The organism is Pseudomonas fluorescens (assembly GCF_012974785.1).
Taxonomy (GTDB): Bacteria; Pseudomonadota; Gammaproteobacteria; order Pseudomonadales; family Pseudomonadaceae; genus Aquipseudomonas; species Aquipseudomonas fluorescens_BT.
This window is the reverse complement of record NZ_CP027561.1, coordinates 2,624,392-2,647,709: the sequence shown is the minus strand read 5'-3', so window position 1 is coordinate 2,647,709 and position 23,318 is coordinate 2,624,392. Positions and strand designations below refer to the sequence as shown.

Annotated in this window: 14 protein-coding genes, 1 tRNA gene and 3 rRNA genes; 6 read left to right on the top strand and 12 right to left on the bottom strand. The window is 57.1% G+C overall.

Going from position 1 to position 23,318, the window contains the following annotated elements; genetic code table 11:
• The first annotated feature begins 109 nt into the window (after positions 1 to 109).
• Together xylG and C6Y56_RS11695 are read left to right on the top strand one after the other, a co-directional pair.
• A complete protein-coding gene (gene xylG, locus C6Y56_RS11700) occupies positions 110 to 1,666 on the top strand; it encodes a D-xylose ABC transporter ATP-binding protein (protein ID WP_169429993.1) in 1,557 nt (518 codons plus the stop codon).
• The gene (locus C6Y56_RS11695) at positions 1,667 to 2,803 is read left to right on the top strand and encodes a sugar ABC transporter permease (protein WP_169429992.1); all 1,137 of its coding nucleotides are present in this window, start codon (positions 1,667 to 1,669) and stop codon (positions 2,801 to 2,803) included.
• Positions 2,804 to 2,919: 116 nt separating this feature from the next.
• Here C6Y56_RS11695 and C6Y56_RS11690 read toward each other — a convergent pair whose 3' ends face one another.
• From C6Y56_RS11690 to C6Y56_RS11680, 3 genes are all read right to left on the bottom strand, one after another.
• Positions 2,920 to 5,196, bottom strand: coding sequence for a hypothetical protein (locus C6Y56_RS11690; protein ID WP_169429991.1), 2,277 nt, complete (start codon positions 5,194 to 5,196; stop codon positions 2,920 to 2,922).
• A gap of 24 nt (positions 5,197 to 5,220) precedes the next feature.
• Positions 5,221 to 5,295 (bottom strand) — tRNA-Lys (locus tag C6Y56_RS11685).
• A gap of 91 nt (positions 5,296 to 5,386) precedes the next feature.
• Positions 5,387 to 6,283, bottom strand: a complete 897-nt coding sequence (locus C6Y56_RS11680) for a LysR family transcriptional regulator (RefSeq protein WP_169429990.1) — start codon at positions 6,281 to 6,283, stop codon at positions 5,387 to 5,389.
• A 125-nt stretch (positions 6,284 to 6,408) separates the two neighbouring features.
• Here C6Y56_RS11680 and C6Y56_RS11675 point away from each other — a divergent pair, with 125 nt between their 5' ends.
• Positions 6,409 to 7,425 (top strand): zinc-dependent alcohol dehydrogenase family protein, encoded by a 1,017-nt coding sequence (locus C6Y56_RS11675; RefSeq protein WP_169429989.1) that lies wholly within the window; start codon positions 6,409 to 6,411, stop codon positions 7,423 to 7,425.
• A 49-nt stretch (positions 7,426 to 7,474) separates the two neighbouring features.
• Here C6Y56_RS11675 and ycaC read toward each other — a convergent pair whose 3' ends face one another.
• Entirely contained in the window at positions 7,475 to 8,107 is a 633-nt protein-coding gene (gene ycaC / locus C6Y56_RS11670; protein ID WP_169429988.1) for an isochorismate family cysteine hydrolase YcaC, read from the bottom strand.
• A 226-nt stretch (positions 8,108 to 8,333) separates the two neighbouring features.
• Here ycaC and C6Y56_RS11665 point away from each other — a divergent pair, with 226 nt between their 5' ends.
• On the top strand, positions 8,334 to 9,890 hold the full coding sequence (locus C6Y56_RS11665; RefSeq protein WP_169429987.1) for a sensor domain-containing diguanylate cyclase: 1,557 nt from the start codon (positions 8,334 to 8,336) through the stop codon (positions 9,888 to 9,890).
• Positions 9,891 to 10,032: 142 nt separating this feature from the next.
• On the opposite strand, the gene rrf is transcribed toward C6Y56_RS11665, so the two are convergent.
• The 8 genes from rrf to C6Y56_RS11630 all read right to left on the bottom strand — a co-directional run bounded on the left by rrf (position 10,033) and on the right by C6Y56_RS11630 (position 20,189).
• A 5S ribosomal RNA gene (rrf, locus tag C6Y56_RS11660) occupies positions 10,033 to 10,148 on the bottom strand.
• A gap of 165 nt (positions 10,149 to 10,313) precedes the next feature.
• A 23S ribosomal RNA gene (locus tag C6Y56_RS11655) occupies positions 10,314 to 13,202 on the bottom strand.
• A gap of 311 nt (positions 13,203 to 13,513) precedes the next feature.
• Positions 13,514 to 15,047 (bottom strand): 16S ribosomal RNA (locus tag C6Y56_RS11650).
• The 16S, 23S and 5S rRNA genes sit together here, the layout of an rRNA operon.
• A gap of 517 nt (positions 15,048 to 15,564) precedes the next feature.
• Positions 15,565 to 15,693, bottom strand: coding sequence for a hypothetical protein (locus C6Y56_RS29550; protein ID WP_432760327.1), 129 nt, complete (start codon positions 15,691 to 15,693; stop codon positions 15,565 to 15,567).
• A gap of 142 nt (positions 15,694 to 15,835) precedes the next feature.
• Positions 15,836 to 16,342 (bottom strand): peptide-methionine (S)-S-oxide reductase MsrA, encoded by a 507-nt coding sequence (gene msrA / locus C6Y56_RS11645; RefSeq protein ID WP_169429986.1) that lies wholly within the window; start codon positions 16,340 to 16,342, stop codon positions 15,836 to 15,838.
• Positions 16,343 to 16,437: 95 nt separating this feature from the next.
• Complete coding sequence (locus C6Y56_RS11640; protein ID WP_169429985.1) at positions 16,438 to 16,893, bottom strand: VOC family protein; 456 nt, start codon at positions 16,891 to 16,893, stop codon at positions 16,438 to 16,440.
• 81 nt (positions 16,894 to 16,974) lie between these two features.
• A complete protein-coding gene (locus tag C6Y56_RS11635; RefSeq protein ID WP_169429984.1) occupies positions 16,975 to 19,173 on the bottom strand; it encodes an OsmC domain/YcaO domain-containing protein in 2,199 nt (732 codons plus the stop codon).
• A 104-nt stretch (positions 19,174 to 19,277) separates the two neighbouring features.
• The gene (locus C6Y56_RS11630; protein ID WP_169429983.1) at positions 19,278 to 20,189 is read right to left on the bottom strand and encodes a LysR family transcriptional regulator; all 912 of its coding nucleotides are present in this window, start codon (positions 20,187 to 20,189) and stop codon (positions 19,278 to 19,280) included.
• Between the two features lie 104 nt (positions 20,190 to 20,293).
• Between C6Y56_RS11630 and C6Y56_RS11625 the strand changes: the two genes are divergently transcribed.
• Together C6Y56_RS11625 and C6Y56_RS11620 are read left to right on the top strand one after the other, a co-directional pair.
• Entirely contained in the window at positions 20,294 to 22,261 is a 1,968-nt protein-coding gene (locus tag C6Y56_RS11625; protein ID WP_169429982.1) for an alkyl/aryl-sulfatase, read from the top strand.
• Positions 22,262 to 22,384: 123 nt separating this feature from the next.
• Positions 22,385 to 23,254, top strand: a complete 870-nt coding sequence (locus C6Y56_RS11620; protein WP_169429981.1) for an AraC family transcriptional regulator — start codon at positions 22,385 to 22,387, stop codon at positions 23,252 to 23,254.
• Positions 23,255 to 23,318: the final 64 nt, after the last annotated feature.

The window sequence follows — 23,318 nt, the reverse complement described above, 5'->3', positions numbered from 1 at the left end:
AGACGGTGGTTCAGCCTGCATCACGATTGGATCTGCTGACGCCTTCGCGAGCAGGCTCGCTCCCACAAAGATCAGTGCCATGTGAGTCTTTGCTATGCGAGCCCTCTCCATGTCCGACTATCTGCTGCAAATGAACGGCATCGTCAAAACCTTCGGCGGTGTCAAAGCACTCAACGGTATCGACCTCAAGGTCCGGCCGGGCGAGTGCGTCGGGCTGTGCGGCGAGAATGGTGCCGGCAAGTCCACGCTGATGAAAATCCTGTCTGCGGTTTATCCCCATGGCACCTGGGACGGTGAAATCCTGTGGGACGGTCAACCGCTCAAGGCGCAATCGATCAGCGAAACGGAAGCCGCCGGCATCGTGATCATTCACCAGGAACTGACGCTGGTTCCCGACCTCTCGGTGGCCGAGAACATTTTCATGGGCCATGAGCTGACGTTGCCGGGTGGGCGGATGAATTACCCGGCGATGATCCACCGCGCCGAAGCCCTGATGCGTGAGCTGAAAGTGCCGGACATGAACGTGTCGCTGCCGGTTTCGCAGTACGGCGGCGGCTATCAGCAACTGGTGGAAATCGCCAAGGCCCTGAACAAACAGGCACGCCTGCTGATCCTCGACGAGCCGTCTTCGGCCCTGACCCGTTCGGAAATCGAGGTGTTGCTGGACATCATCCGCGATCTCAAGGCCAAAGGTGTCGCCTGCGTCTACATCTCCCACAAGCTCGATGAAGTGGCCGCCGTGTGTGACACCATTTCGGTGATCCGCGACGGCAAACACATCGCCACGACTGCCATGGCGGATATGGATATTCCACAGATCATCACCCAGATGGTCGGTCGGGAAATGAGCAACCTCTACCCCACCGAACCACACGACATCGGCGAGGTGATTTTCGAGGCGCGCCACATCACCTGCTACGACGTCGACAACCCCAAGCGCAAACGGGTCGACGATGTTTCGTTCAGCCTCAAACGCGGGGAAATCCTCGGCATCGCCGGGCTGGTCGGTGCCGGCCGTACGGAGCTGGTGACCGCGCTGTTCGGTGCCTACCCCGGTCACCACGAAGGTGAAGTCTGGCTGGACGGCCAACCCATCGACACCCGCACGCCGCTCAAGTCAATCCGCGCCGGCGTATGCCTGGTACCCGAGGATCGCAAACGCCAGGGAATCATTCCCGATCTGGGCGTCGGTCAGAACATCACCCTGGCGGTGCTGGACAGTTACTCGAAACTGACCCGCATCGACGCCGAAGCTGAACTGAGCAGCATCGATCGGGAAATTTCGCGCCTGCACCTCAAGACCGCGAGCCCGTTTCTGCCGATCACCAGCCTGTCCGGGGGCAATCAACAAAAAGCCGTGTTGGCGAAGATGCTGCTGACCAGGCCCCGGGTGCTGATTCTCGACGAGCCAACCCGAGGGGTGGATGTCGGCGCCAAGTACGAGATCTACAAACTGATGGGGATGCTGGCTGCCGAAGGTGTGTCGATCATCATGGTGTCTTCGGAGCTGGCCGAAGTGCTCGGCGTTTCCGACCGCGTCCTGGTAATCGGCGAAGGTCAACTGCGGGGTGACTTCATCAACCATGAACTCACCCAGGAACAGGTGCTCGCCGCGGCGCTCAGCCAGCCCGACAGCCATAACAATAAAGCTCGGAAATCCGCGTAAATGAATCAGGTCAAACAACTCTTCACCCGCTACAAGATGCTCGCACTGGTGTTCGCCGTGGCGTTGATCTGGCTGTTCTTCAGCTGGCAGACCGAGGGCGGATTCCTGACACCGCGCAACCTCTCCAACCTGCTGCGTCAGATGTCGATTACCGGGATTCTCGCTTGCGGCATGGTGCTGGTGATCATCAGCGGTGAGATCGATCTGTCGGTCGGCTCATTGCTGGGTCTGCTCGGTGGCGTGGCAGCCATTCTCGATGTTGTCTATCACGTACCGTTGCTGGCGAACCTGAGCCTTGTGGTGGTGTGCGGCCTGCTGATCGGCCTCGCCAATGGCTACATGGCGGCCTACCTGCGCATTCCGTCGTTCATCGTCGGGCTGGGCGGCATGCTGGCGTTCCGCGGGATTTTACTGGGGATCACCGGCGGCACGACCATTGCGCCGGTGTCGCCGGAACTCGTCTACATTGGCCAGGGTTATCTGCCACATGCGATCGGCACCGGCCTGGGCGTCCTGCTGTTCGCACTGACGTTGTTCCTGACCTGGAAGCAACGGCGCAATCGGGCCCTTCACGGCCTCGCGCCACATTCACTGGTGCGTGACGTGGCACGGGTGTTGTTGATCGGCGCGGTACTGGCAGGTTTCGTCCAGACCCTCAACAGCTATGACGGCATTCCCGTACCGGTCCTGCTTTTGCTGATCCTGCTGGGCGGCTTCAGTTACGTAACCAGCCAGACCGTGTTCGGCCGACGCGTCTATTCCGTGGGCAGCAACATGGAAGCGACGCGCCTGTCCGGTATCAATGTGCAGGCCGTGAAGCTCTGGATTTTCGGCATCATGGGCGTGATGTGTGCCCTCGCCGGCGTGGTCAACACTGCGCGCCTGGCCGCCGGCTCGCCTTCGGCCGGCAGCATGGGCGAACTCGACGCCATCGCCGCCTGCTTCATCGGCGGCACCTCGATGCGCGGCGGTTCCGGCACAGTCTATGGCGCCCTCCTCGGCGCACTGGTCATCACCAGCCTGGACAATGGCATGTCCATGCTCGACGTCGACAGTTACTGGCAGATGATCGTCAAAGGCAGCATTCTGGTGCTGGCTGTCTGGGTGGACGTGAGTACGCGGACCGGGCGGCGTTGACAGGCTGCAAGTGAAGGTTTCGTAGGCACTTGAGCTACAAATGAAGGCATCTCTGAAAATGCGAAAAGCCTGCTTTTGAAGGCAGGCTTTTCGTTACGCCGGGAGCTTTCCGATATCTAGGAAGGCATTAGCCAGTGCCGTTCAGTGGTCCACCCCAGAAAAACCTTACTTCCCTCACGCTCTTGGTGAGCCGAAGTCAACCGACACCCAGATACCGCCATGCGCAAGCCGATCATGGCGGGAAGAAATCGCCCCTGAAATGCGCTGGATTGAGCCGCAAAATGCACTTCAATGTTTCCAAGCACACTCTCCAATCGAGACTGATCCAGCATCGACAGATAAAACATCATCTGGCGCCACGCATACGCTGTGTTTTTCAACATAACCAGACGTGCATGGTAGAACTTGATCTGCATCTGCTGCCGACCGCAGATCCATTTGAAACATGCCTCGGCCATTGAACCCAAGCGATCATGTAACAGCGTCTTCAGGTCCAAATCATCAAACAGGATTGCCAGGTTTTGCGTGGTCAATATCTGTTGCTGTTCGATGATTGTGCCGTTGTTCGCCGGACTCCTTCTTCCGATATCGGCGTTCGCCCGCCGCGCGCACAAACCAGCCAGCACACCACTGTTGCTTCGTGAATTCCGCTGCTTGGGTAGTGCAGCCAACTGATCCATATCGATATCGTAATAGCGTGCGTAAAGAGATCCGGCCATTAACCGCACTGAACGCTTGGCAGCCTTCACGAACTTGCCGGAGAAAGTGCCCATGAAAATATCAGCCGCGATCTCCTCTACGAATGGAAGATCCAGCTTGGCCGATTCGGCAAGCGAGGAAAATTCCTGAAGCAACTTGTTTGGCAGAATGGCCTGAGGAAATGCAACAAGAGTCAACGCGGACGCTTCGATCAGAGCCTGCCTAGCACCTTCAACCGCAAGAGCATCCGCCTCGTATTCGGTTTCCAGGGCTTTCACCCAAGGCAAGTCATCGACTTTCACCTGACGCTGCATGTTCAGCAGCAATAGAGAGCGTCGACGCCTGAAAGCACGATAGGTAGCGACAGACAGTGCCCGCAACGTTACATCTCGATATCCGGCGCTACAGATTTGCGCCGTCATCGCCGGCAGCACTTTCGCCACTGTATCTGCAGATGTAATGACACCATGGTCAATCAACTCTGCAACCGTTCCCTTTCGGCAACGTTCGAGGCGTCGACGAATCGAAGAAGGAATGGTCTCCCCCTCCGTCAATGAATAAACCTTTGCCTCTTCGTTTGTGATCGGCTGCAGTAACGGTGCGAAATCAGAAATGCCTTCCGAGCCGGGGTATCTCGCCAGACGCTCGGAAGCAGCCTTGGCAATCAGATAATGTGCCGAGGCTGATACGTGAAGACGCTGCTGTGCACGCTTGCTGGAATGGGCTTCGGAATCAGGATGTCCATGCTTGGCTACAAAGTCATCGACGATTCTGCGAATGCGCCCAACCTGACGCCCCGTTAACGATGCTGGATCAATGGCGCATTGCTTGAGCAATGCCAGCAATTCCGCCACCCGATCACTGGAATTTCCTGTGTGGCGGGGATCAGCCTCAGTGGCGGTATCAAATTCTGTACCAAGCACCGAAGCGCGCTCGAACCAGCCTGCAGGGTAATACCTGCAAGGCCAACCATCGTTGTACGTCAGCAGGAAAAGCGAGACCGCGGCGTCGTAGAGAGGCAACCTGCGTTCAACAACATGCTTTTGAACGGTAAGACGAGGCTGGGGTAAGAGGACAGACAGGCGCAGGCTGATTTGAGCAGCATTGAAAACTTCAACTTCAGCCATCGAGAGCGGGCGCTCGTTGGCTGCCGCCGGAAAAAAACGCACTCGCTCGAAGAAAGGCGCGATCTGCTCGATCAACGTCCTGGCTTCTTCGGCGCGTTGTTGTCCCAGAAACCAGGCCACTGTCAGCAACGCAGCCTCTTCCGGTACATCGATCCGATAGTCTTGCTTCGTCAATCGATCTTGCAGTGTTCTGACGCCTTCGTCTGAAAGATGCCACCTATTCAAATCGAGTCGTTCGTAACCCGCTCGAATGCCGGGAATCGATGACGCCAACTGGCGCTCATGAGCGGTCAACTCGCCACCGGCCAGAAGGTTGCCCGTTGCAAAGCCGCCAGTGGCTACTTCCAGCGTTATCCATTCTGGCAGGTCGGCGAACGGTGTCCGCGAGCCATACAGGGCACGGCCAAGCATCAGGTTCTCGAGAACCTTTTGCCAGCGTTCGAGCCGCGCAAGTGCTTTCGGACTGGCGTCGTTGTCGCGTGCTGCGAGCGCACGAGACAGTTGAAAGTGCGCATAACAGGCGTTTATTCCGCCGAGCGCACCCGATTCATCCTCAGGCCTGGACATACTTCCTTGTGACCTACTATGTAGTGGGTCCGGGGGCTGGATTCGAACCAGCGCCCACCCGGTTAAGAGCCGAGTATTCTACCGCTGAACTACCCCGGAACAGAGCGCGCATTGTCGATGAGTCGCGAAAGTATGTGAAGCTCGGATTCAGGGATTTTGTTGCGACAAATCTCTGATCGTTAAGCCTTCATCACTCAATGCAGCTCTTATCCGAACGCCCCCTCACGAAATCGATAAAGCTGCGCAGTTTGGGTGTCAGCCTCGGGTCCGGCGCATACAACAGATTCATCGGCGAAACCGGCACCTTGTACTGCGGCAACAGACTCACCAGCGTGCCGCTTCGCAGCGAATCCTTGACCAGTTCCAGCGGCAACATCACTACCCCCAGCCCCGCCACCGCTCCGGACAGCAACGGATCGCCCTGATTAATCGTCAATCGGCTTTTAATCGGTACGTCGATGCAGCCGTCCGGGCCTTCGAATCGCAGGTGTGAGCGGCCGTCCGAATAGGCGAACGCCAGACATTCATGTTCCTGAAGATCCCAAGGTGTGGTGATGGGTGGACGACGGGCGAGGTAGGACGGCGCTGCGCAAAGCACCATTTGATAAGGCATCAGCGGCAGCGCCTTCAGGCCGCAGTCGGCGAGTTCGCCGATGCGGAACACCGCGTCGTATCCGCCGTCCACCAGGTCGACCAGTTCGTTCGAGAGCGTCAGGTCCACCGACACTTGCGGATAACGAACCATGTACTCCAGCAGCTTCGGCGACAGCGTGCTGACGCCGAACGTGACGGGCGCATTGATCCGCAATCGGCCGCTGGGCACGCCCCGGGTCACGGCGGCCATTTCTTCGGCGGCGTCCATGTCGGCCAGAATCAGCTTGGCCCGCTGATAGAAGGTGCGGCCGAAATCCGTGAGGCTCTGCTTGCGGGTGGTGCGGTTGAGCAGCGAAACGCCCAGATGCTGCTCAAGCATCTTTACCTGTTTGCCAACCATCTGCGGGGACAGATTGAGCTCATCCGCCACCGCGCTGAAGGAGCCCAGTTCAACCGCTTTGACGAACGTGGACATGAGTGTGAGGCGATCCATTGGAAACTCGTTGTTTCTAGTGTTGCGCCATCCTAGGCCTTTATCCGAAGCAGGCCAAAGACTAAATTGGCGTCCAAGGCACCGGATCATGCAGGTGCAATTTATCGTTAACCGAGGAAGTACACATGGCACGCATTGTCAGGATTCATGAATACGGTGACGCGAGCGTTCTCAAACTGGAAAACGTCGACGTCCCGGCACCCGCAGCGGACGAAGTGCAGATCGAGGTCAAAGCTTTCGGCCTGAATCGCGCTGAAGTGATGTTCCGCAATCACGCCTATCTGCAGGAAGCGGAGTTTCCCAGCCGTCTCGGTTATGAAGCAGCCGGCATCGTGGTCGCGGTCGGTCACAGTGTCAGCGAATTCAAGGCTGGCGATGCTGTGAGCGTGATTCCACCGCTGGACATCGCGCGCTGGGGCACCTACGGCGAACTGGCCAACGTACCGGCAAGCCTCACCGTCAAGCATCCCTCGAACCTGTCCTTCGAACAGGCTGCTGCATCCTGGATGCAATACGTCACCGCCTGGGGAGCACTGATCGAACAAGCGAAACTTCAGAAAAACGACTTCGTGATCGTCACTGCCGCCTCCAGCAGTGTCGGGCTCGCGGCCTTCCAGATCGCCCGGATGGTCGGCGCCACTTCGATTGCCGTGACCCGAACCCGTGCCAAGAAACAGGCATTGCTGGATGCCGGCGCGGCGCACGTGATCGTCAGCGACGAAGAAGATATGGTGGCAGCGGTCATGGCGTTGACCGATGGCAAAGGCGCGCGGGTGGTGTTCGATCCAGTGGGCGGCCCCTCGTTCGAGCCCCTGACCCAAAGCATGGCTCGCGGCGGCATCTTGCTGGAGTACGGTGCATTGAGTCCCGAACCCACGCCGTTCCCGTTGTTCACCGTGCTGGGTAAATGCCTGACCCTCAAGGGTTACCTCTATTCGGAAATCGTGTCGGACCCCGCCACACTGGCCCGCGCAAAAGCCTTCATTGTCGACGGTCTGGCATCGGGCGCTCTGCAACCGGTCATCGCCAGGACATTTGTGATGGACGACATTCAGGATGCGCATCGCTTCCTTGAGGCCAATCAGCAAGTCGGGAAAGTAGTCGTCACCGTCTTAAGCCCTACCCTCCGGCTCTCGCAGTAAACGACGAAAGCCTGCTTTTCAGGGCAGGCTTTCGTGGTTCGGCATGACCTTATTTCTGCTGGGCCGTCAGCGCCGCATAGCCATTCATCAGGTTGCGATAGTTTGGAATCCGCTGGGACAGCAGATTGCCCAAGCCTTCGATGTCGTTGCGCCAGTCGCGGTGCAACTCACAGGCCACCGAGAACCAGTTCATCATTTGTGCGCCAGCCTGGGTCATGCGGTTCCATGCGGCTTGCTGCACGGTGGTGTTGAAGGTGCCGGAGGCGTCGGTCACCACAAACACGTCAAACCCTTCCGCCAGTGCCGACAGCGTCGGGAACGCCACGCACACGTCGGTCACGACACCGGCGATGATGATCTGCTTGCGACCGGTGGCCTTGATTGCCTTGACGAAGTCTTCGTTATCCCAGGCATTGATCTGGCCAGGGCGAGCGATGTACGGCGCATCCGGGAACATTTCCTTGAGTTCCGGTACCAGCGGGCCGTTCGGGCCTTGTTCGAAGCTGGTGGTGAGGATGGTTGGCAATTCGAAGAACTTCGCCAGATCGGCCAAGGCCAGCACGTTGTTCTTGAACTCGTTCGGCGAGAAGTCCTGGACCAGGGAAATCAGGCCGGTCTGGTGGTCGACCAGCAGAACGACGGCATCGTCTTTGTTCAGGCGGTTGTAGGTTGCAGTGCTCATGTTGAATCCCTTTTTAGTTGTGCAAGTTCGGTTGCGTTCAAGATGGGCACAGATTAATGACTTGGTTGAACGGGATAAATCGCCTGTAAAGGGTTTAACCGTCAACTGTAAGGAGACAATAAATTCAAAGTGATGCGCAGATCACACTGCCGTCCCGAACGTGATGCCGATCCTTGTCATAATGTTTGTCAGCACTACGCTCAGAACGACACTCAAGGAAAAGTTGATGCTCGGACGCAATTCTCAAGAGCCAACTGCAAACGCCACACGGCGCACTAAAACAATGAAGGCTGGCTCAACCTTTCGGCTGACTGTCAGCTTCATGGTGGTGGTGGTCGTGGCCTTTCTGGCAGTCGAGAGCTGGCGAACGTGGCGGGATTATCGTTCGGTATTTGCCTCCGCTCGGGATTCGGTGACCAACCTCGCTCGCGCCACGGCTCAGCACGCCGAAGACACCATTCGCCAAGTCGACGTGCTCACCGTCGGACTGGCGGAACGCGTCGAGGGTGACGGCCTGCAAAACCTCGACGTGGCGCGCATTCACAAGCTGCTGGTGCAGCAATCGAAGATCATGCCGCAGTTACATGGCCTGTTCATTTATGGCCCGGATGGCCACTGGATCGTGACCGACAAGGAAGTCACGCCGGAAATGGCCAACAACGCCGACCGCGATTACTTCCAGTACCACCGCACCCACGAGGATCGGCAAGTACGCATCGGTCAGGTGGTCGAGAGTCGCTCCACTCATGACTTGATCATTCCTATTTCCCGCCGCTTGAACAATCCTGACGGCTCGTTCGCGGGCGTGCTGCTGGGGACGGTCAAAGTCAGCTATTTCGTCGACTATTACGGTGACTTCCGCATCGATGACAAAGGCGCGCTGGTGCTGGCCATGCGCGATGGCACGATCCTGGTCCGCCGTCCCTTTATCGCATCGGTCGTGGGCAAGAGTCTGGCAAACAGCGAGATCTTCAAGACCTACCTGCCCAGCTCCAACGAGGGTATAGCCCAGATCCGGGCGGTAGTGGATGACACCGAGCGCTTGTACGGCTATCGCGCCTTGACCACCTATCCGCTGGTGGTCGAAGCGGGGTTATCCAAGGACTCGATCACCGCGCCATGGCGTCGGGATCTGCTGAAAAACGGCTTTGTGTTGATTTTTCTGATCCTGGTACTCGCCGGTTTCGGGCTGATTGTCCTGAGCCAGTTACGTCAGCGAATCGCGATGGAGCGGGAAATCCGCTCCGCTCATCAGGCTATGCGCGACATGGCACTGACCGACAGCCTCACAGGTCTCGGCAATCGCCGACGCCTGGATGCCGCGCTCGCGGATGAAATCCGTCTGGCCCGGCGTCAGGGTTCGCCGTTGTCATTGATCATGCTCGATGTCGATCACTTCAAACGCTACAACGACCGCTATGGACACGCCGCTGGCGACGATTGCCTCAACGCGGTCGGGCGCGCGCTACAGCAGGCGGTCAAACGCCCGGGAGACCTTGTTGTACGCTACGGCGGAGAGGAGTTCACCGTGTTGTTACCCAACACCCACAACGCTGGCGCCATACAGGTCGCCGAGGACATTCTTCAAACCATCCGCTCGCTGGAACTGGAACACACCGGGCATCCCTTGGGGTATGTGACTGCGAGCGCAGGGATTACCACACGCCACCCGGTTGACGACTCAGTGACGTCGGCCATGCTGTTGAAGTCGGCTGATACATGCCTTTATCAAGCGAAACGGCTGGGGCGAAATCGCTGGAGCTCCAAGGATGAGCCTGCGTGATGCAGGAGACTCAACCCATAACGTACGCGAGCGCATCACCTTTAACTGCTGCCATCGCGACAGTCAGCACCCCGCATCGAGCACTTTCCTGCGGGCAAAACAAAACCCCAACTGCTTTCGCAATTGGGGTTTCGGAATTTAATCTTGACGATGACCTACTCTCACATGGGGAAACCCCACACTACCATCGGCGATGCATCGTTTCACTTCTGAGTTCGGGATGGGATCAGGTGGTTCCAACGCTCTATGGTCGTCAAGAAATTCGGGTACTGACTCGTGACCTGATGGCCTCGCTTCAGCAAATTGGGTATGGGATAGTTTTCGGTGCTTTGTGAGCGTCGAACTTTCGGTTCGTTTCGTCTTCACACACCGCAATCTGGTTGCTCTGGTTTAGAGAGCCGACGCAAATTGCTTGGGTGTTATATGGTCAAGCCTCACGGGCAATTAGTATTGGTTAGCTCAACGCCTCACAGCGCTTACACACCCAACCTATCAACGTCGTAGTCTTCGACGGCCCTTCAGGGAACTCAAGGTTCCAGTGAGATCTCATCTTGAGGCAAGTTTCCCGCTTAGATGCTTTCAGCGGTTATCTTTTCCGAACATAGCTACCCGGCAATGCCACTGGCGTGACAACCGGAACACCAGAGGTTCGTCCACTCCGGTCCTCTCGTACTAGGAGCAGCCCCTCTCAAATCTCAAACGTCCACGGCAGATAGGGACCGAACTGTCTCACGACGTTCTAAACCCAGCTCGCGTACCACTTTAAATGGCGAACAGCCATACCCTTGGGACCGGCTTCAGCCCCAGGATGTGATGAGCCGACATCGAGGTGCCAAACACCGCCGTCGATATGAACTCTTGGGCGGTATCAGCCTGTTATCCCCGGAGTACCTTTTATCCGTTGAGCGATGGCCCTTCCATACAGAACCACCGGATCACTAAGACCTACTTTCGTACCTGCTCGACGTGTCTGTCTCGCAGTCAAGCGCGCTTTTGCCTTTATACTCTACGACCGATTTCCGACCGGTCTGAGCGCACCTTCGTACTCCTCCGTTACTCTTTAGGAGGAGACCGCCCCAGTCAAACTACCCACCATACACTGTCCTCGATCCGGATAACGGACCTGAGTTAGAACCTCAAAGTTGCCAGGGTGGTATTTCAAGGATGGCTCCACGCGAACTGGCGTCCACGCTTCAAAGCCTCCCACCTATCCTACACAAGCAAATTCAAAGTCCAGTGCAAAGCTATAGTAAAGGTTCACGGGGTCTTTCCGTCTAGCCGCGGATACACTGCATCTTCACAGCGATTTCAATTTCACTGAGTCTCGGGTGGAGACAGCGCCGCCATCGTTACGCCATTCGTGCAGGTCGGAACTTACCCGACAAGGAATTTCGCTACCTTAGGACCGTTATAGTTACGGCCGCCGTTTACCGGGGCTTCGATCAAGAGCTTCGCGTTAGCTAACCCCATCAATTAACCTTCCGGCACCGGGCAGGCGTCACACCCTATACGTCCACTTTCGTGTTTGCAGAGTGCTGTGTTTTTAATAAACAGTCGCAGCGGCCTGGTATCTTCGACCGGCATGAGCTTACGGAGCAAGTCCTTCACCCTCACCGGCGCACCTTCTCCCGAAGTTACGGTGCCATTTTGCCTAGTTCCTTCACCCGAGTTCTCTCAAGCGCCTTGGTATTCTCTACCCAACCACCTGTGTCGGTTTGGGGTACGGTTCCTGGTTATCTGAAGCTTAGAAGCTTTTCTTGGAAGCATGGCATCAACCACTTCGTGTTCTAAAAGAACACTCGTCATCAGCTCTCGGCCTTAAGATCCCGGATTTACCTAAGATCTCAGCCTACCACCTTAAACTTGGACAACCAACGCCAAGCTGGCCTAGCCTTCTCCGTCCCTCCATCGCAATAACCAGAAGTACAGGAATATTAACCTGTTTTCCATCGACTACGCTTTTCAGCCTCGCCTTAGGGACCGACTAACCCTGCGTCGATTAACGTTGCGCAGGAAACCTTGGTCTTTCGGCGTGGGTGTTTTTCACACCCATTGTCGTTACTCATGTCAGCATTCGCACTTCTGATACCTCCAGCAAGCTTCTCAACTCACCTTCACAGGCTTACAGAACGCTCCTCTACCGCATCACTTGCGTGATACCCGTAGCTTCGGTGTATGGTTTGAGCCCCGTTACATCTTCCGCGCAGGCCGACTCGACTAGTGAGCTATTACGCTTTCTTTAAAGGGTGGCTGCTTCTAAGCCAACCTCCTAGCTGTCTAAGCCTTCCCACATCGTTTCCCACTTAACCATAACTTTGGGACCTTAGCTGACGGTCTGGGTTGTTTCCCTTTTCACGACGGACGTTAGCACCCGCCGTGTGTCTCCCATGCTCGGCACTTGTAGGTATTCGGAGTTTGCATCGGTTTGGTAAGTCGGGATGACCCCTAGCCGAAACAGTGCTCTACCCCCTACAGTGATACATGAGGCGCTACCTAAATAGCTTTCGAGGAGAACCAGCTATCTCCGAGCTTGATTAGCCTTTCACTCCGATCCACAGGTCATCCGCTAACTTTTCAACGGTAGTCGGTTCGGTCCTCCAGTCAGTGTTACCTAACCTTCAACCTGCCCATGGATAGATCGCCCGGTTTCGGGTCTATTCCCAGCGACTAGACGCCCTATTAAGACTCGCTTTCGCTACGCCTCCCCTATTCGGTTAAGCTCGCCACTGAAAATAAGTCGCTGACCCATTATACAAAAGGTACGCAGTCACAGAACAAAGTCTGCTCCCACTGCTTGTACGCATACGGTTTCAGGATCTATTTCACTCCCTCTCCGGGGTTCTTTTCGCCTTTCCCTCACGGTACTAGTTCACTATCGGTCAGTCAGTAGTATTTAGCCTTGGAGGATGGTCCCCCCATATTCAGACAAAGTTTCTCGTGCTCCGTCCTACTCGATTTCATGACTAAGAGATTTTCGCGTACAGGGCTATCACCCACTATGGCCGCACTTTCCAGAGCGTTCCGCTAATCTCAAAGCCACTTAAGGGCTAGTCCCGTTCGCTCGCCACTACTAAGGGAATCTCGGTTGATTTCTTTTCCTCAGGGTACTTAGATGTTTCAGTTCCCCTGGTTCGCCTCTTGCACCTATGTATTCAGTACAAGATAACCATCTTGTGATGGCTGGGTTCCCCCATTCAGACATCTCCGGATCAAAGTCTGTTTGCCGACTCCCCGAAGCTTTTCGCAGGCTACCACGTCTTTCATCGCCTCTGACTGCCAAGGCATCCACCGTATGCGCTTCTTCACTTGACCATATAACCCCAAGCAATCTGGTTATACTGTGAAGACGACATTCGCCGAAAATTCGAATTTCTCAACTAAGAGAACTCACAAATTTTACCTTAGCCTGATCCGTTACCAGTGAAAGTAACGTTCAGTCTATCTTTCTATCACATACCCAAATTTTTAAAGAACGATCTAGTTAAAGACTAGAAATCAATATTCAGTTTTGAATACTCATTTCTTATCTCTAAAGAGACATACAAGCCCGTAGAGACTCATCGTCTTCTTCAATGAATCAAGCAATTCGTGTGGGAACTTATGGAGCAGCTGATGTCGTCGATTAAGGAGGTGATCCAGCCGCAGGTTCCCCTACGGCTACCTTGTTACGACTTCACCCCAGTCATGAATCACACCGTGGTAACCGTCCTCCCGAAGGTTAGACTAGCTACTTCTGGTGCAACCCACTCCCATGGTGTGACGGGCGGTGTGTACAAGGCCCGGGAACGTATTCACCGCGACATTCTGATTCGCGATTACTAGCGATTCCGACTTCACGCAGTCGAGTTGCAGACTGCGATCCGGACTACGATCGGTTTTATGGATTAGCTCCACCTCGCGGCTTGGCAACCCTTTGTACCGACCATTGTAGCACGTGTGTAGCCCAGGCCGTAAGGGCCATGATGACTTGACGTCATCCCCACCTTCCTCCGGTTTGTCACCGGCAGTCTCCTTAGAGTGCCCACCATTACGTGCTGGTAACTAAGGACAAGGGTTGCGCTCGTTACGGGACTTAACCCAACATCTCACGACACGAGCTGACGACAGCCATGCAGCACCTGTCTCAATGTTCCCGAAGGCACCAATCCATCTCTGGAAAGTTCATTGGATGTCAAGGCCTGGTAAGGTTCTTCGCGTTGCTTCGAATTAAACCACATGCTCCACCGCTTGTGCGGGCCCCCGTCAATTCATTTGAGTTTTAACCTTGCGGCCGTACTCCCCAGGCGGTCAACTTAATGCGTTAGCTGCGCCACTAAGAGCTCAAGGCTCCCAACGGCTAGTTGACATCGTTTACGGCGTGGACTACCAGGGTATCTAATCCTGTTTGCTCCCCACGCTTTCGCACCTCAGTGTCAGTATCAGTCCAGGTGGTCGCCTTCGCCACTGGTGTTCCTTCCTATATCTACGCATTTCACCGCTACACAGGAAATTCCACCACCCTCTACCATACTCTAGCTCGCCAGTTTTGGATGCAGTTCCCAGGTTGAGCCCGGGATTTCACATCCAACTTAACGAACCACCTACGCGCGCTTTACGCCCAGTAATTCCGATTAACGCTTGCACCCTCTGTATTACCGCGGCTGCTGGCACAGAGTTAGCCGGTGCTTATTCTGTCGGTAACGTCAAAATTGCAGAGTATTAATCTACAACCCTTCCTCCCAACTTAAAGTGCTTTACAATCCGAAGACCTTCTTCACACACGCGGCATGGCTGGATCAGGCTTTCGCCCATTGTCCAATATTCCCCACTGCTGCCTCCCGTAGGAGTCTGGACCGTGTCTCAGTTCCAGTGTGACTGATCATCCTCTCAGACCAGTTACGGATCGTCGCCTTGGTGAGCCATTACCTCACCAACTAGCTAATCCGACCTAGGCTCATCTGATAGCGCAAGGCCCGAAGGTCCCCTGCTTTCTCCCGTAGGACGTATGCGGTATTAGCGTTCCTTTCGAAACGTTGTCCCCACTACCAGGCAGATTCCTAGGCATTACTCACCCGTCCGCCGCTGAATCCAGGAGCAAGCTCCCTTCATCCGCTCGACTTGCATGTGTTAGGCCTGCCGCCAGCGTTCAATCTGAGCCATGATCAAACTCTTCAGTTCAAACATCTTTGGGTTTTTAAGAAACCCTAAACTTGACTCAGCAATCGTTGGTTACATCTTTGATTTCTCGCGGAGTAACTTGTGATGCTGATAATCTTGCTGACTACCAGTCTGACTCCACAAGCACCCACACGAATTGCTTGATTCAGTTGTTAAAGAGCGATTGGTTAAGAGCTTTCGTCTCAACCGAGGCGCGCATTCTACAGCAGCCTCATTTGCTGTCAAGTGATTATTTTCAGAAGCTTTAAAATTTCTTCAATCAAATCAACCACTTGCGCTAGCAGCGACATCAAGTTGCTCGCTAGCGGGAGGCGAATAATACAGGATTAAAACAGGTGGTCAACCCTCTCCTGAAAATTGTTTTCGCAGCGTTCCTGTCGTCGCATCGGTACGCAGTCAATGCTTTTAGCTGAAGGGTGTTACGCACAAAAAGGGGAAGCGAAATGGCCCTCGGTCAACGCCCGGATGAGGAACCCCACTGCCCGCCTCTCCACCCACGTCAACTCGCCCGGCCCGATCAGTCACGACTGCCGAAACCACGAATGAACGCTTCCCGCATAGGTCGGCGGTCACGAAAGCCGGACTCGCTGGCAATGACATCCAGTGAGTGCCGGCTCTGTTCGATCCTCAAGCGGGCCGTCTCCAGACGCAGTCCCTCGATGGCCTTGTCGGGAGAGTGACCGGTTCTGCTGTGAACACACGGGTGAACTGGCGAGAGCTCAAGTGTGCCACCCCGGCCAGCTGCTCCTCGACGCCGAGCGGTCGGCTCATAATGGCGCAGCTACATCTCAGCCGCGCTTTGGCAGCTTCCAGTTCGGACGGATGAAGTGACAGGTGTAACCATTCGGAATGCGCTCCAGGTAATCCTGGTGTTCCGGCTCCGCTTCCCAGAATGGCCCCGCCGGTTCGATTTCGGTGACTACCCGGCCTGGCCAAAGGCGCGAAGCGTCGACGTCAGCGGCGGTGTCCTCGGCAATGTCGCGTTGTTGTTCGCTGAGGTAATAGATCGCCGAACGGTAACTGGGGCCCAGGTCGTTGCCCTGACGGTTGGGCGTGGTCGGGTCGTGTATCTGGAAGAAGAACTCGAGGATCTGCCGATAGCTGATCACGGCCGGGTCGAAAACGATCTCGATGGCTTCAGCGTGATTGCCATGGTTGCGGTAGGTGGCATTCGGTACATCGCCACCGCTATAACCGACACGGGTTTTCAGCACCCCGGGGTAGCGTCGCAGCAAGTCTTGCATGCCCCAGAAGCAGCCACCGGCGAGGATGGCAGTTTCGGTCTGGCTGGTCATGGTCTGTCCTTCCCCTCAGGGATGTTGGAGGTAGCCATTGTTATGAGGGCGTGTTGGCCGATTCCAAGCCCCCCAAAGGGGCCCCATTAAAAAGCTCACGTAAACGCAGACGCGATGAACGCCTCCAGCGCCTGCTCTTCGAGAATCTCGATGGAGAAATGCCCGAAGCGCTTGGGCAGCCAGATGATGCGTGTGCCAGACGGTGATTGCAGGTTGGCGCGTTCCAGTGGCTGGCCGTTTTCGTCTTCGGGCTGCACGCCGGCGACCACCAGTTCGTCGTAGGCCTTCTCGATGTCCGGTGTCGAATAGCAGTGGCGATAGATCATCCCCTCCCCCGACGAGTCCAGCAGTTCCCTGAGGTTGCCCGCCAACGGCTGGACCAGCATGAAGCGCTCCTGACCGATCAACGCAACCGCGTAGCGAACATGCAGGCCACCCCGCTCCCAGACGAGGGTTCTGGAGATTCTGGCTTTCAGGATCTGCGCATAGTAGGCGCAGGCCTCTTCGAGGTTGTTGACCAGTACATCGACGTGACTGAACTTCAGATCCATTGCAAAGCTCCTTCTGGCAGGCGCCCATCTTAAAAACAAAAAAGCACCCGAAGGTGCTTTTTTTTGTCGCCGCTGTCAGCGCTACGAAGTCTTCACGCTGGCCCGGGCCGCGTGCAGTTTCTTGTAGCTGTCGATCAGTCGCAGATGGCGATCGAGGCCTTCCAGTTTCACGCTGGTCGGCGTCAAACCGTAGAAGCGCACGCTGCCGTCAACGGAACCGATCGCCGCGTCCATCCGTTCGTTGCCGAACATGCGGCGGAAGTTGGCTTCGTAATCCGCCAGCTCCAGGTCTTCGTCCAGTTGCATCTCCAGCACCCCGTTGACCGCCTGATAAAACAGACCACGTTCAACGGTGTTGTCGTTGTACTGAAGGAACATCTCCACCGCTTCTTTAGCCTCCTCGATTTGTCCCAAGGCGAGCCAGATCAGCAGCTTCAGTTCCAGAATCGTCAGTTGCCCCCACACGGTGTTGTCATCGAATTCGATGCCGATCAGCGTGGTGATATCGGTGTAATCGTCCAGTTCGCTTTCCACCAGGCGCTCGACCAGCGACTGGAGTTCGTCTTCGTTCAAGCGATGCAGGTTCAGGATGTCTTCACGGAAGAACAGCGCCTTGTTGGTGTTATCCCAGATCAGGTCGTCCACCGGGTAGATTTCCGAGTAATCCGGCACCAGGATGCGGCAAGCGGTGGCGCCGATATGCTCGTACACCGCCATGTACACTTCCTTGCCCATGCCCTTGAGGATGGCGAACAGGGTTTCGGCTTCTTCGACATTGGAGTTTTCACCATGGCCGGTGAAATCCCACTCCACGAACTCGTATTCCGCCTGGGCGCTGAAGAAGCGCCACGACACCACACCGCTGGAGTCGATGAAGTGCTCGACGAAGTTGTTCGGTTCGGTGACCGCCTGCCCCTCAAAGGTCGGCTGCGGCAGGTCGTTAAGACCTTCGAAACTGCGGCCCTGCAGCAGTTCAGTCAGGCTGCGCTCCAGCGCCACTTCGAAGCTCGGGTGCGCGCCGAACGAAGCGAACACACCGCCCGTACGCGGGTTCATCAGCGTGACGCACATCACCGGGAACTCCCCACCCAGCGACGCATCCTTCACCAGCACCGGGAAGCCCTGGGCTTCCAGGCCCTGAATACCGGCCATGATGGCCGGGTATTTCGCCAACACTTCCTGCGGTACGTCCGGCAATGCGAATTCGCCTTCGATGATTTCGCGCTTCACCGCACGCTCGAAGATTTCCGACAGGCACTGCACCTGGGCTTCGGCCAAGGTGTTGCCGGCGCTCATGCCGTTGCTCAGGTACAGGTTTTCGATCAGGTTCGACGGGAAGTACACCACCTCGCCATCCGATTGACGAACGAACGGCAGCGAAACGATGCCGCGCTGTTCATTGCCCGAGTTGGTGTCGATCAGGTGCGAGCCGCGCAGCTCGCCGTCGCGGTTGTAGATCTTCAGGCAGTACGGGTCGAGGATTTCGCTCGGCAACTCGTCATTGCTGCCCGGCTTGAACCAGCGCTCGTCCGGGTAGTGCACGAACGGCGCATTGGCCAGGTCCAGACCCCAGAACTGATCGTTGTAGAAGAAGTTGCAGTTCAGGCGCTCGATGAATTCGCCCAGTGCCGACGCCAACGCACCTTCCTTGGTCGAGCCCTTGCCGTTGGTGAAGCACATCGGCGAGTGCGCGTCGCGAATGTGCAGCGACCACACGTTGGGCACGATGTTGCGCCACGAAGCGATTTCGATCTTCATGCCGAGGTCGGCGAGAATGCCCGACATGTTGGCGATGGTCTGCTCCAGCGGCAGGTCCTTGCCCGGAATGTAGGTGCTGGCGCTGGAGTTCGCACCCGGCATCAGCAATGCCTGGGCGTCGGCGTCGAGGTTTTCGACTTCTTCGATGACGAACTCGGGGCCGGCCTGCACGACTTTCTTTACCGTGCAGCGGTCGATGGAACGCAGGATGCCCTGGCGGTCCTTGTCGGAGATGTCCGCCGGCAACTCGACCTGAATCTTGAAGATCTGGTTGTAGCGGTTCTCCGGGTCAACAATATTGTTCTGCGACAGGCGGATGTTATCGGTCGGGATATTGCGGGTTTCGCAATACAGCTTCACGAAGTACGCCGCACACAGCGCCGACGAAGCCAGGAAGTAGTCGAACGGACCCGGTGCCGAGCCATCGCCCTTGTAGCGGATCGGTTGGTCGGCCACCACCGTGAAGTCGTCGAACTTGGCTTCAAGTCGAAGGTTGTCGAGAAAGTTGACCTTGATTTCCATGGGGGACTACCAGAATAGCGAGCTGAACAGAATGGCCGCCATTATCCGGTTTTTGAGCGGGAAGTCTTGTGCTTTGGCGTTTCGGCCGCCGACCGGAGCGCCGATCAAGTCGAGACGTTGCGTTGCGTCATCTCGGTGACAATGGCGTCGATCACACAGCGGGCGGTCGGTGACTGGCTTCTGTTGGGCAGGCTGACGACGCCGATTTCGGAATGCAGCCCGGGTCTGTCCACGACCTGCAGTTCGATCAGGTTACCGATGCGCAGGTCTTCAGCCACGGCGCCGTGAATCACGCCGAGGATGGTATCGGTCGAACAGGCCACCGTCCTGAGCAACGCCACATCGTCGCACTCCAGTGCAAGCGGCAAGGCCTGGCGCGTGGAAATGCCCAGGGTATGCGCAGTCTCTTCCTTCACCACGGCCGGCAGGCGCGTCGTTGCGATGCCGTAAGTCTCCAGGTCTCTCATCGTCACCCGATGGCCGGCCAGCGGATGTTGTGGCCGGACGAAAAAACCCGCCGAGGCCTGACCCAGTGAGCGGATCAGCAGATCGGTGTCGGCCGAGAAATTGCGAATGTCCGCGACGAAGAATTCGATCGCTTCATCTCGCAGCCGTGCTTCGAGTATCTGCCAGTTGTTGATCTCTACCCGCAGAGTGACTTGCGGATATTCCCGGCGCAATCGCGGCACGACCTGATGCATCAACATGGCCGCCGGAAACGGCCCGACGCCGAACGCGAGGTTGCCGAGCCGGCCATCGCCGTAAAGCGCCAGATCACGCTCCAGCGAACGTGCATCGAACAGCAGCCGTCGCGCCCGCTCGATCAGAAACTCCCCTGCCGGCGTCGGGCGCACGTCACCGCCGTCCCGATCGAACAGGCGTTGGCCGGTCTCGCTTTCGAGCGCCTGAATACTGCGGCTCAGGGCCGGCTGGCTGAGGTGCACACGTTCGGCGGCGCGGCCGAAATGGCGTTCATCGGCAAGGGCCAGCAGATGTGTCAGTCGTTTAAGATCCATCTGGCCGATGCTAGCTACGCATTGTCTGGATATAAACAATGCATTGGATACATCGCGCCAGCCTCCCTACTCTCTGATGAATCGTCCATCGGAGAACAACAAGAATGAGACCGACCCTCCACACCCTGATCGCCCTGACGCTGATTTCCCTCGCCGGCTGCGACAAACCGCCAAGCGTTGCCAGCGGCGAAGCGACGCCTGCCACGGCTGCGGTGATAGAAGCATCAATCAAGGGCCTGGACCTCAACGACACCCGCGACATGGCCGACGCCCAGCGCGGTTTTATCGCCCGGCCGAGCGGACAGATCCTCGGTTCCGACGGCTCGGTGCTGATCGATTTCGATGCGTTCAGATTCGTCGAAGGCAAGGCCCCCGCCACGGTCAATCCGAGCCTGTGGCGCCACGCAATGCTCAACGCCCAGATCGGTCTGTTCAAAGTCACCGACGGCATCTACCAGTTGCGCGGCTTCGACATCGCCAACATGACGCTGATCGAAGGCCAGACCGGGTGGATCGTGGTCGATCCGCTGACCTCGAAAGAAACTGCCGCCGCTGCCTTGGCATTCGCCCGCGCACAACTGGGCGACAAACCCGTGACCGCCATCATCTTCACCCACGACCATGCCGACCACTTCGGCGGCGTGCTGGGCATTACCTCGGTCGCGGAAGTGGCCGAGCGCAAGATTCCCGTGGTAGCCCCTGTCGGTTTCATGGAGGAAGCCACCAGCGAAAACGTGTTGGCGGGACCTGCGATGTCACGTCGTTCGATGTATCAGTTCGGCAAGAATCTGGCGCCGGGCGCAACCGGCATGGTGGATACCGGACTGGGCAAAAACGTCGCCTACGGCAGCATCGGCATTCTGCCGCCCACGCAGATCATCGATCAGTCGACGCAAACGCTGATGATCGACGGCGTGACCTTCGTGTTCCACAACATTCCGGGGGCTGAGGCTCCGGCCGAGCTGACCTTTTCCATCCCCGAACGCAAGGCCTACGGCGGCGCCGAGCTGCTGGCGCAGACCATGCACAATCTGCTGCCGATCCGCGGCGCCAAGGTGCGCGACGCGTTGCTCTGGTCCGATTACGCCCAGATCGCCCTCGATGAACTGGGCGACACCGAGGTCTATTTCGGCCAGCACAACTGGCCAATCTGGGGCAATGAGCGCATCCGCGAATTCATCACCAAGCACCGCGACGTCTACAAATACATGCACGACCAGACCGTGCGACTGATGAATGCCGGCTACACGCCCAACGAGATCGCCGACAAAATCCAGTTGCCCGACTCACTGGCGTCGTACTTCGGCACCCGTGGTTATTACGGCGATGTACGACACAACGTCAAAGCGATCTATCAGATGTACCTGGGCGCTTACGATGGCAACCCGGCGCACTTGAATCCGCTGGTGCCCAAAGAGTCCGCCAGGCGCTACGTCGAACTGATGGGCGGCAACGCCAAAGTGGTCGAAGCCGCGCGCGTGGCCTATGACAAAGGCGAATACCGCTGGGTCGCCGAGCTGTTGGATCAAGCGGTCCTCGATAAACCCGATGACAAGGCCGCCAAGGCACTGCTGGCCCAGACCTATGAACAGCTGGGCTACCAGTCTGAATCCGCGACATGGCGCAACAGCTACCTGACCGCCGCCCAGGAACTGCGCAACGGCCCGCCGGCCAAAGGCGTGAGGCGTTCGGATCTGATCGAGCTGATGAAACAGACGCCGACCGAACGCTTCCTCGAAGCCATGGCCGCGAGTCTCGACGGCCCGGCCGCCGACGGCAAGAACTGGACCTTCAATCTGGTGCTGACCGACACCCGCGAGTCCTTTGTGCTGTGGATCGAGAACGCCGTACTGCACTACCGAAAAGGCCCGTCAGCAACAAATGCCAACGCAACGCTGACTGTCACCAAAGACCTGTTCGTGCAACTGCTGGGCGGCACGGCGGGGTTCAAGGATGCCCTCACCTCAAAAGACTTGAAAGTCGATGGCAGCACGGTGGATCTGGTGAGATTCCTTGGATTACTGGAGAAAGCCCCCGGCAACTTTGCAATCGTCGCCCAGGCGCGCGATTGATTCGTGCAGGGTCGATCGGATGTAATGCCTGAAGAGGTCTATCCCTGAGCAAGTCCGGCTAGGTATCTGTACGCCGCTTTCGACGATTCTAGGGACCGACCGTTACTCCAGGAGCTTCACGCCGTGCCAGACGCACCGACGCAAACTGCCTACGCAAAGCGCTTCACCGTCGTACTCGCCTACATCGACGCCAACCTAGAAGGGGACCTGTCGGTGAAAGCGCTGAGCCAGGTGGCGAACTTCTCCGAGTTCCACTTTCACCGGCAGTTCACGGCATACGTCGGCGTACCCGTCTCGCGCTATGTGCAGCTGATGCGCCTGCGCCGTGCCGCGCACCGCTTGAGCACCCTGCCCGACCATTCGGTGATGGAAGCTACGCTCGACGCCGGGTTCGAAAGTCCCGAAGCGTTTTCAAGGGCATTCAAGCGAGCCTTCGGCACCTCGCCGGGGGCATTTCGCAAGGCTCCGGACTGGAGCGTCTGGCACACGGTCTTCGCCATACCTCACTTTTCAAGGAGCATTGCCATGCAGGTACGAATCGTCGACTTCCCCGGAATCCAGGTCGCTGCACTCGATCACCGAGGGCCACCAGGCCTTGTCAATCAAAGCGTGCAACGCTTCATCCAGTGGCGCCAACAGAGCGGGCAGTCGCCGGTGGCATCAAGCCGCACCTTCGGGATTCCTTACGGCAATCCCGACACGACGCCGCCGGAGGATTTTCATTTCGCGATCTGCGGCGAAATCCGTGAAGCGGTGGCGCCGAATGACTTCAACGTCCGCGAGCTGGGCATTCCTGCCGGCCGCTGCGCCGTGGTGCGTCACACAGGCTCCACCGATCACATTGGTGAAACCATCTACCCGGTCTACCGCGACTGGCTGCCCGCCAGCGGCGAAGAACTGCGCGATCACCCGCTGTTTTTCGAGTACTTGAGCATCAGTCCCGAGACCCCGAAGGAGCAGTGGCAAACGGATATTTACGTGCCGCTGTGCTAACAATCGCCTGCCCCTCAGGTTCAGCTGGATACCTACTCTCCTGCGCACATTCAGCGCTGCTCAG

Coding starts and splice junctions, on each gene's coding strand:
- xylG (WP_169429993.1), top strand. CDS start 110: ATGTCCGACTATCTGCTGCAAATGAACGGCATCGTCAAAACCTTCGGC.
- C6Y56_RS11695 (WP_169429992.1), top strand. CDS start 1,667: ATGAATCAGGTCAAACAACTCTTCACCCGCTACAAGATGCTCGCACTG.
- C6Y56_RS11690 (WP_169429991.1), bottom strand. CDS start 5,196: ATGTCCAGGCCTGAGGATGAATCGGGTGCGCTCGGCGGAATAAACGCC.
- C6Y56_RS11680 (WP_169429990.1), bottom strand. CDS start 6,283: ATGGATCGCCTCACACTCATGTCCACGTTCGTCAAAGCGGTTGAACTG.
- C6Y56_RS11675 (WP_169429989.1), top strand. CDS start 6,409: ATGGCACGCATTGTCAGGATTCATGAATACGGTGACGCGAGCGTTCTC.
- ycaC (WP_169429988.1), bottom strand. CDS start 8,107: ATGAGCACTGCAACCTACAACCGCCTGAACAAAGACGATGCCGTCGTT.
- C6Y56_RS11665 (WP_169429987.1), top strand. CDS start 8,334: ATGCTCGGACGCAATTCTCAAGAGCCAACTGCAAACGCCACACGGCGC.
- msrA (WP_169429986.1), bottom strand. CDS start 16,342: ATGACCAGCCAGACCGAAACTGCCATCCTCGCCGGTGGCTGCTTCTGG.
- C6Y56_RS11640 (WP_169429985.1), bottom strand. CDS start 16,893: ATGGATCTGAAGTTCAGTCACGTCGATGTACTGGTCAACAACCTCGAA.
- C6Y56_RS11635 (WP_169429984.1), bottom strand. CDS start 19,173: ATGGAAATCAAGGTCAACTTTCTCGACAACCTTCGACTTGAAGCCAAG.
- C6Y56_RS11630 (WP_169429983.1), bottom strand. CDS start 20,189: ATGGATCTTAAACGACTGACACATCTGCTGGCCCTTGCCGATGAACGC.
- C6Y56_RS11625 (WP_169429982.1), top strand. CDS start 20,294: ATGAGACCGACCCTCCACACCCTGATCGCCCTGACGCTGATTTCCCTC.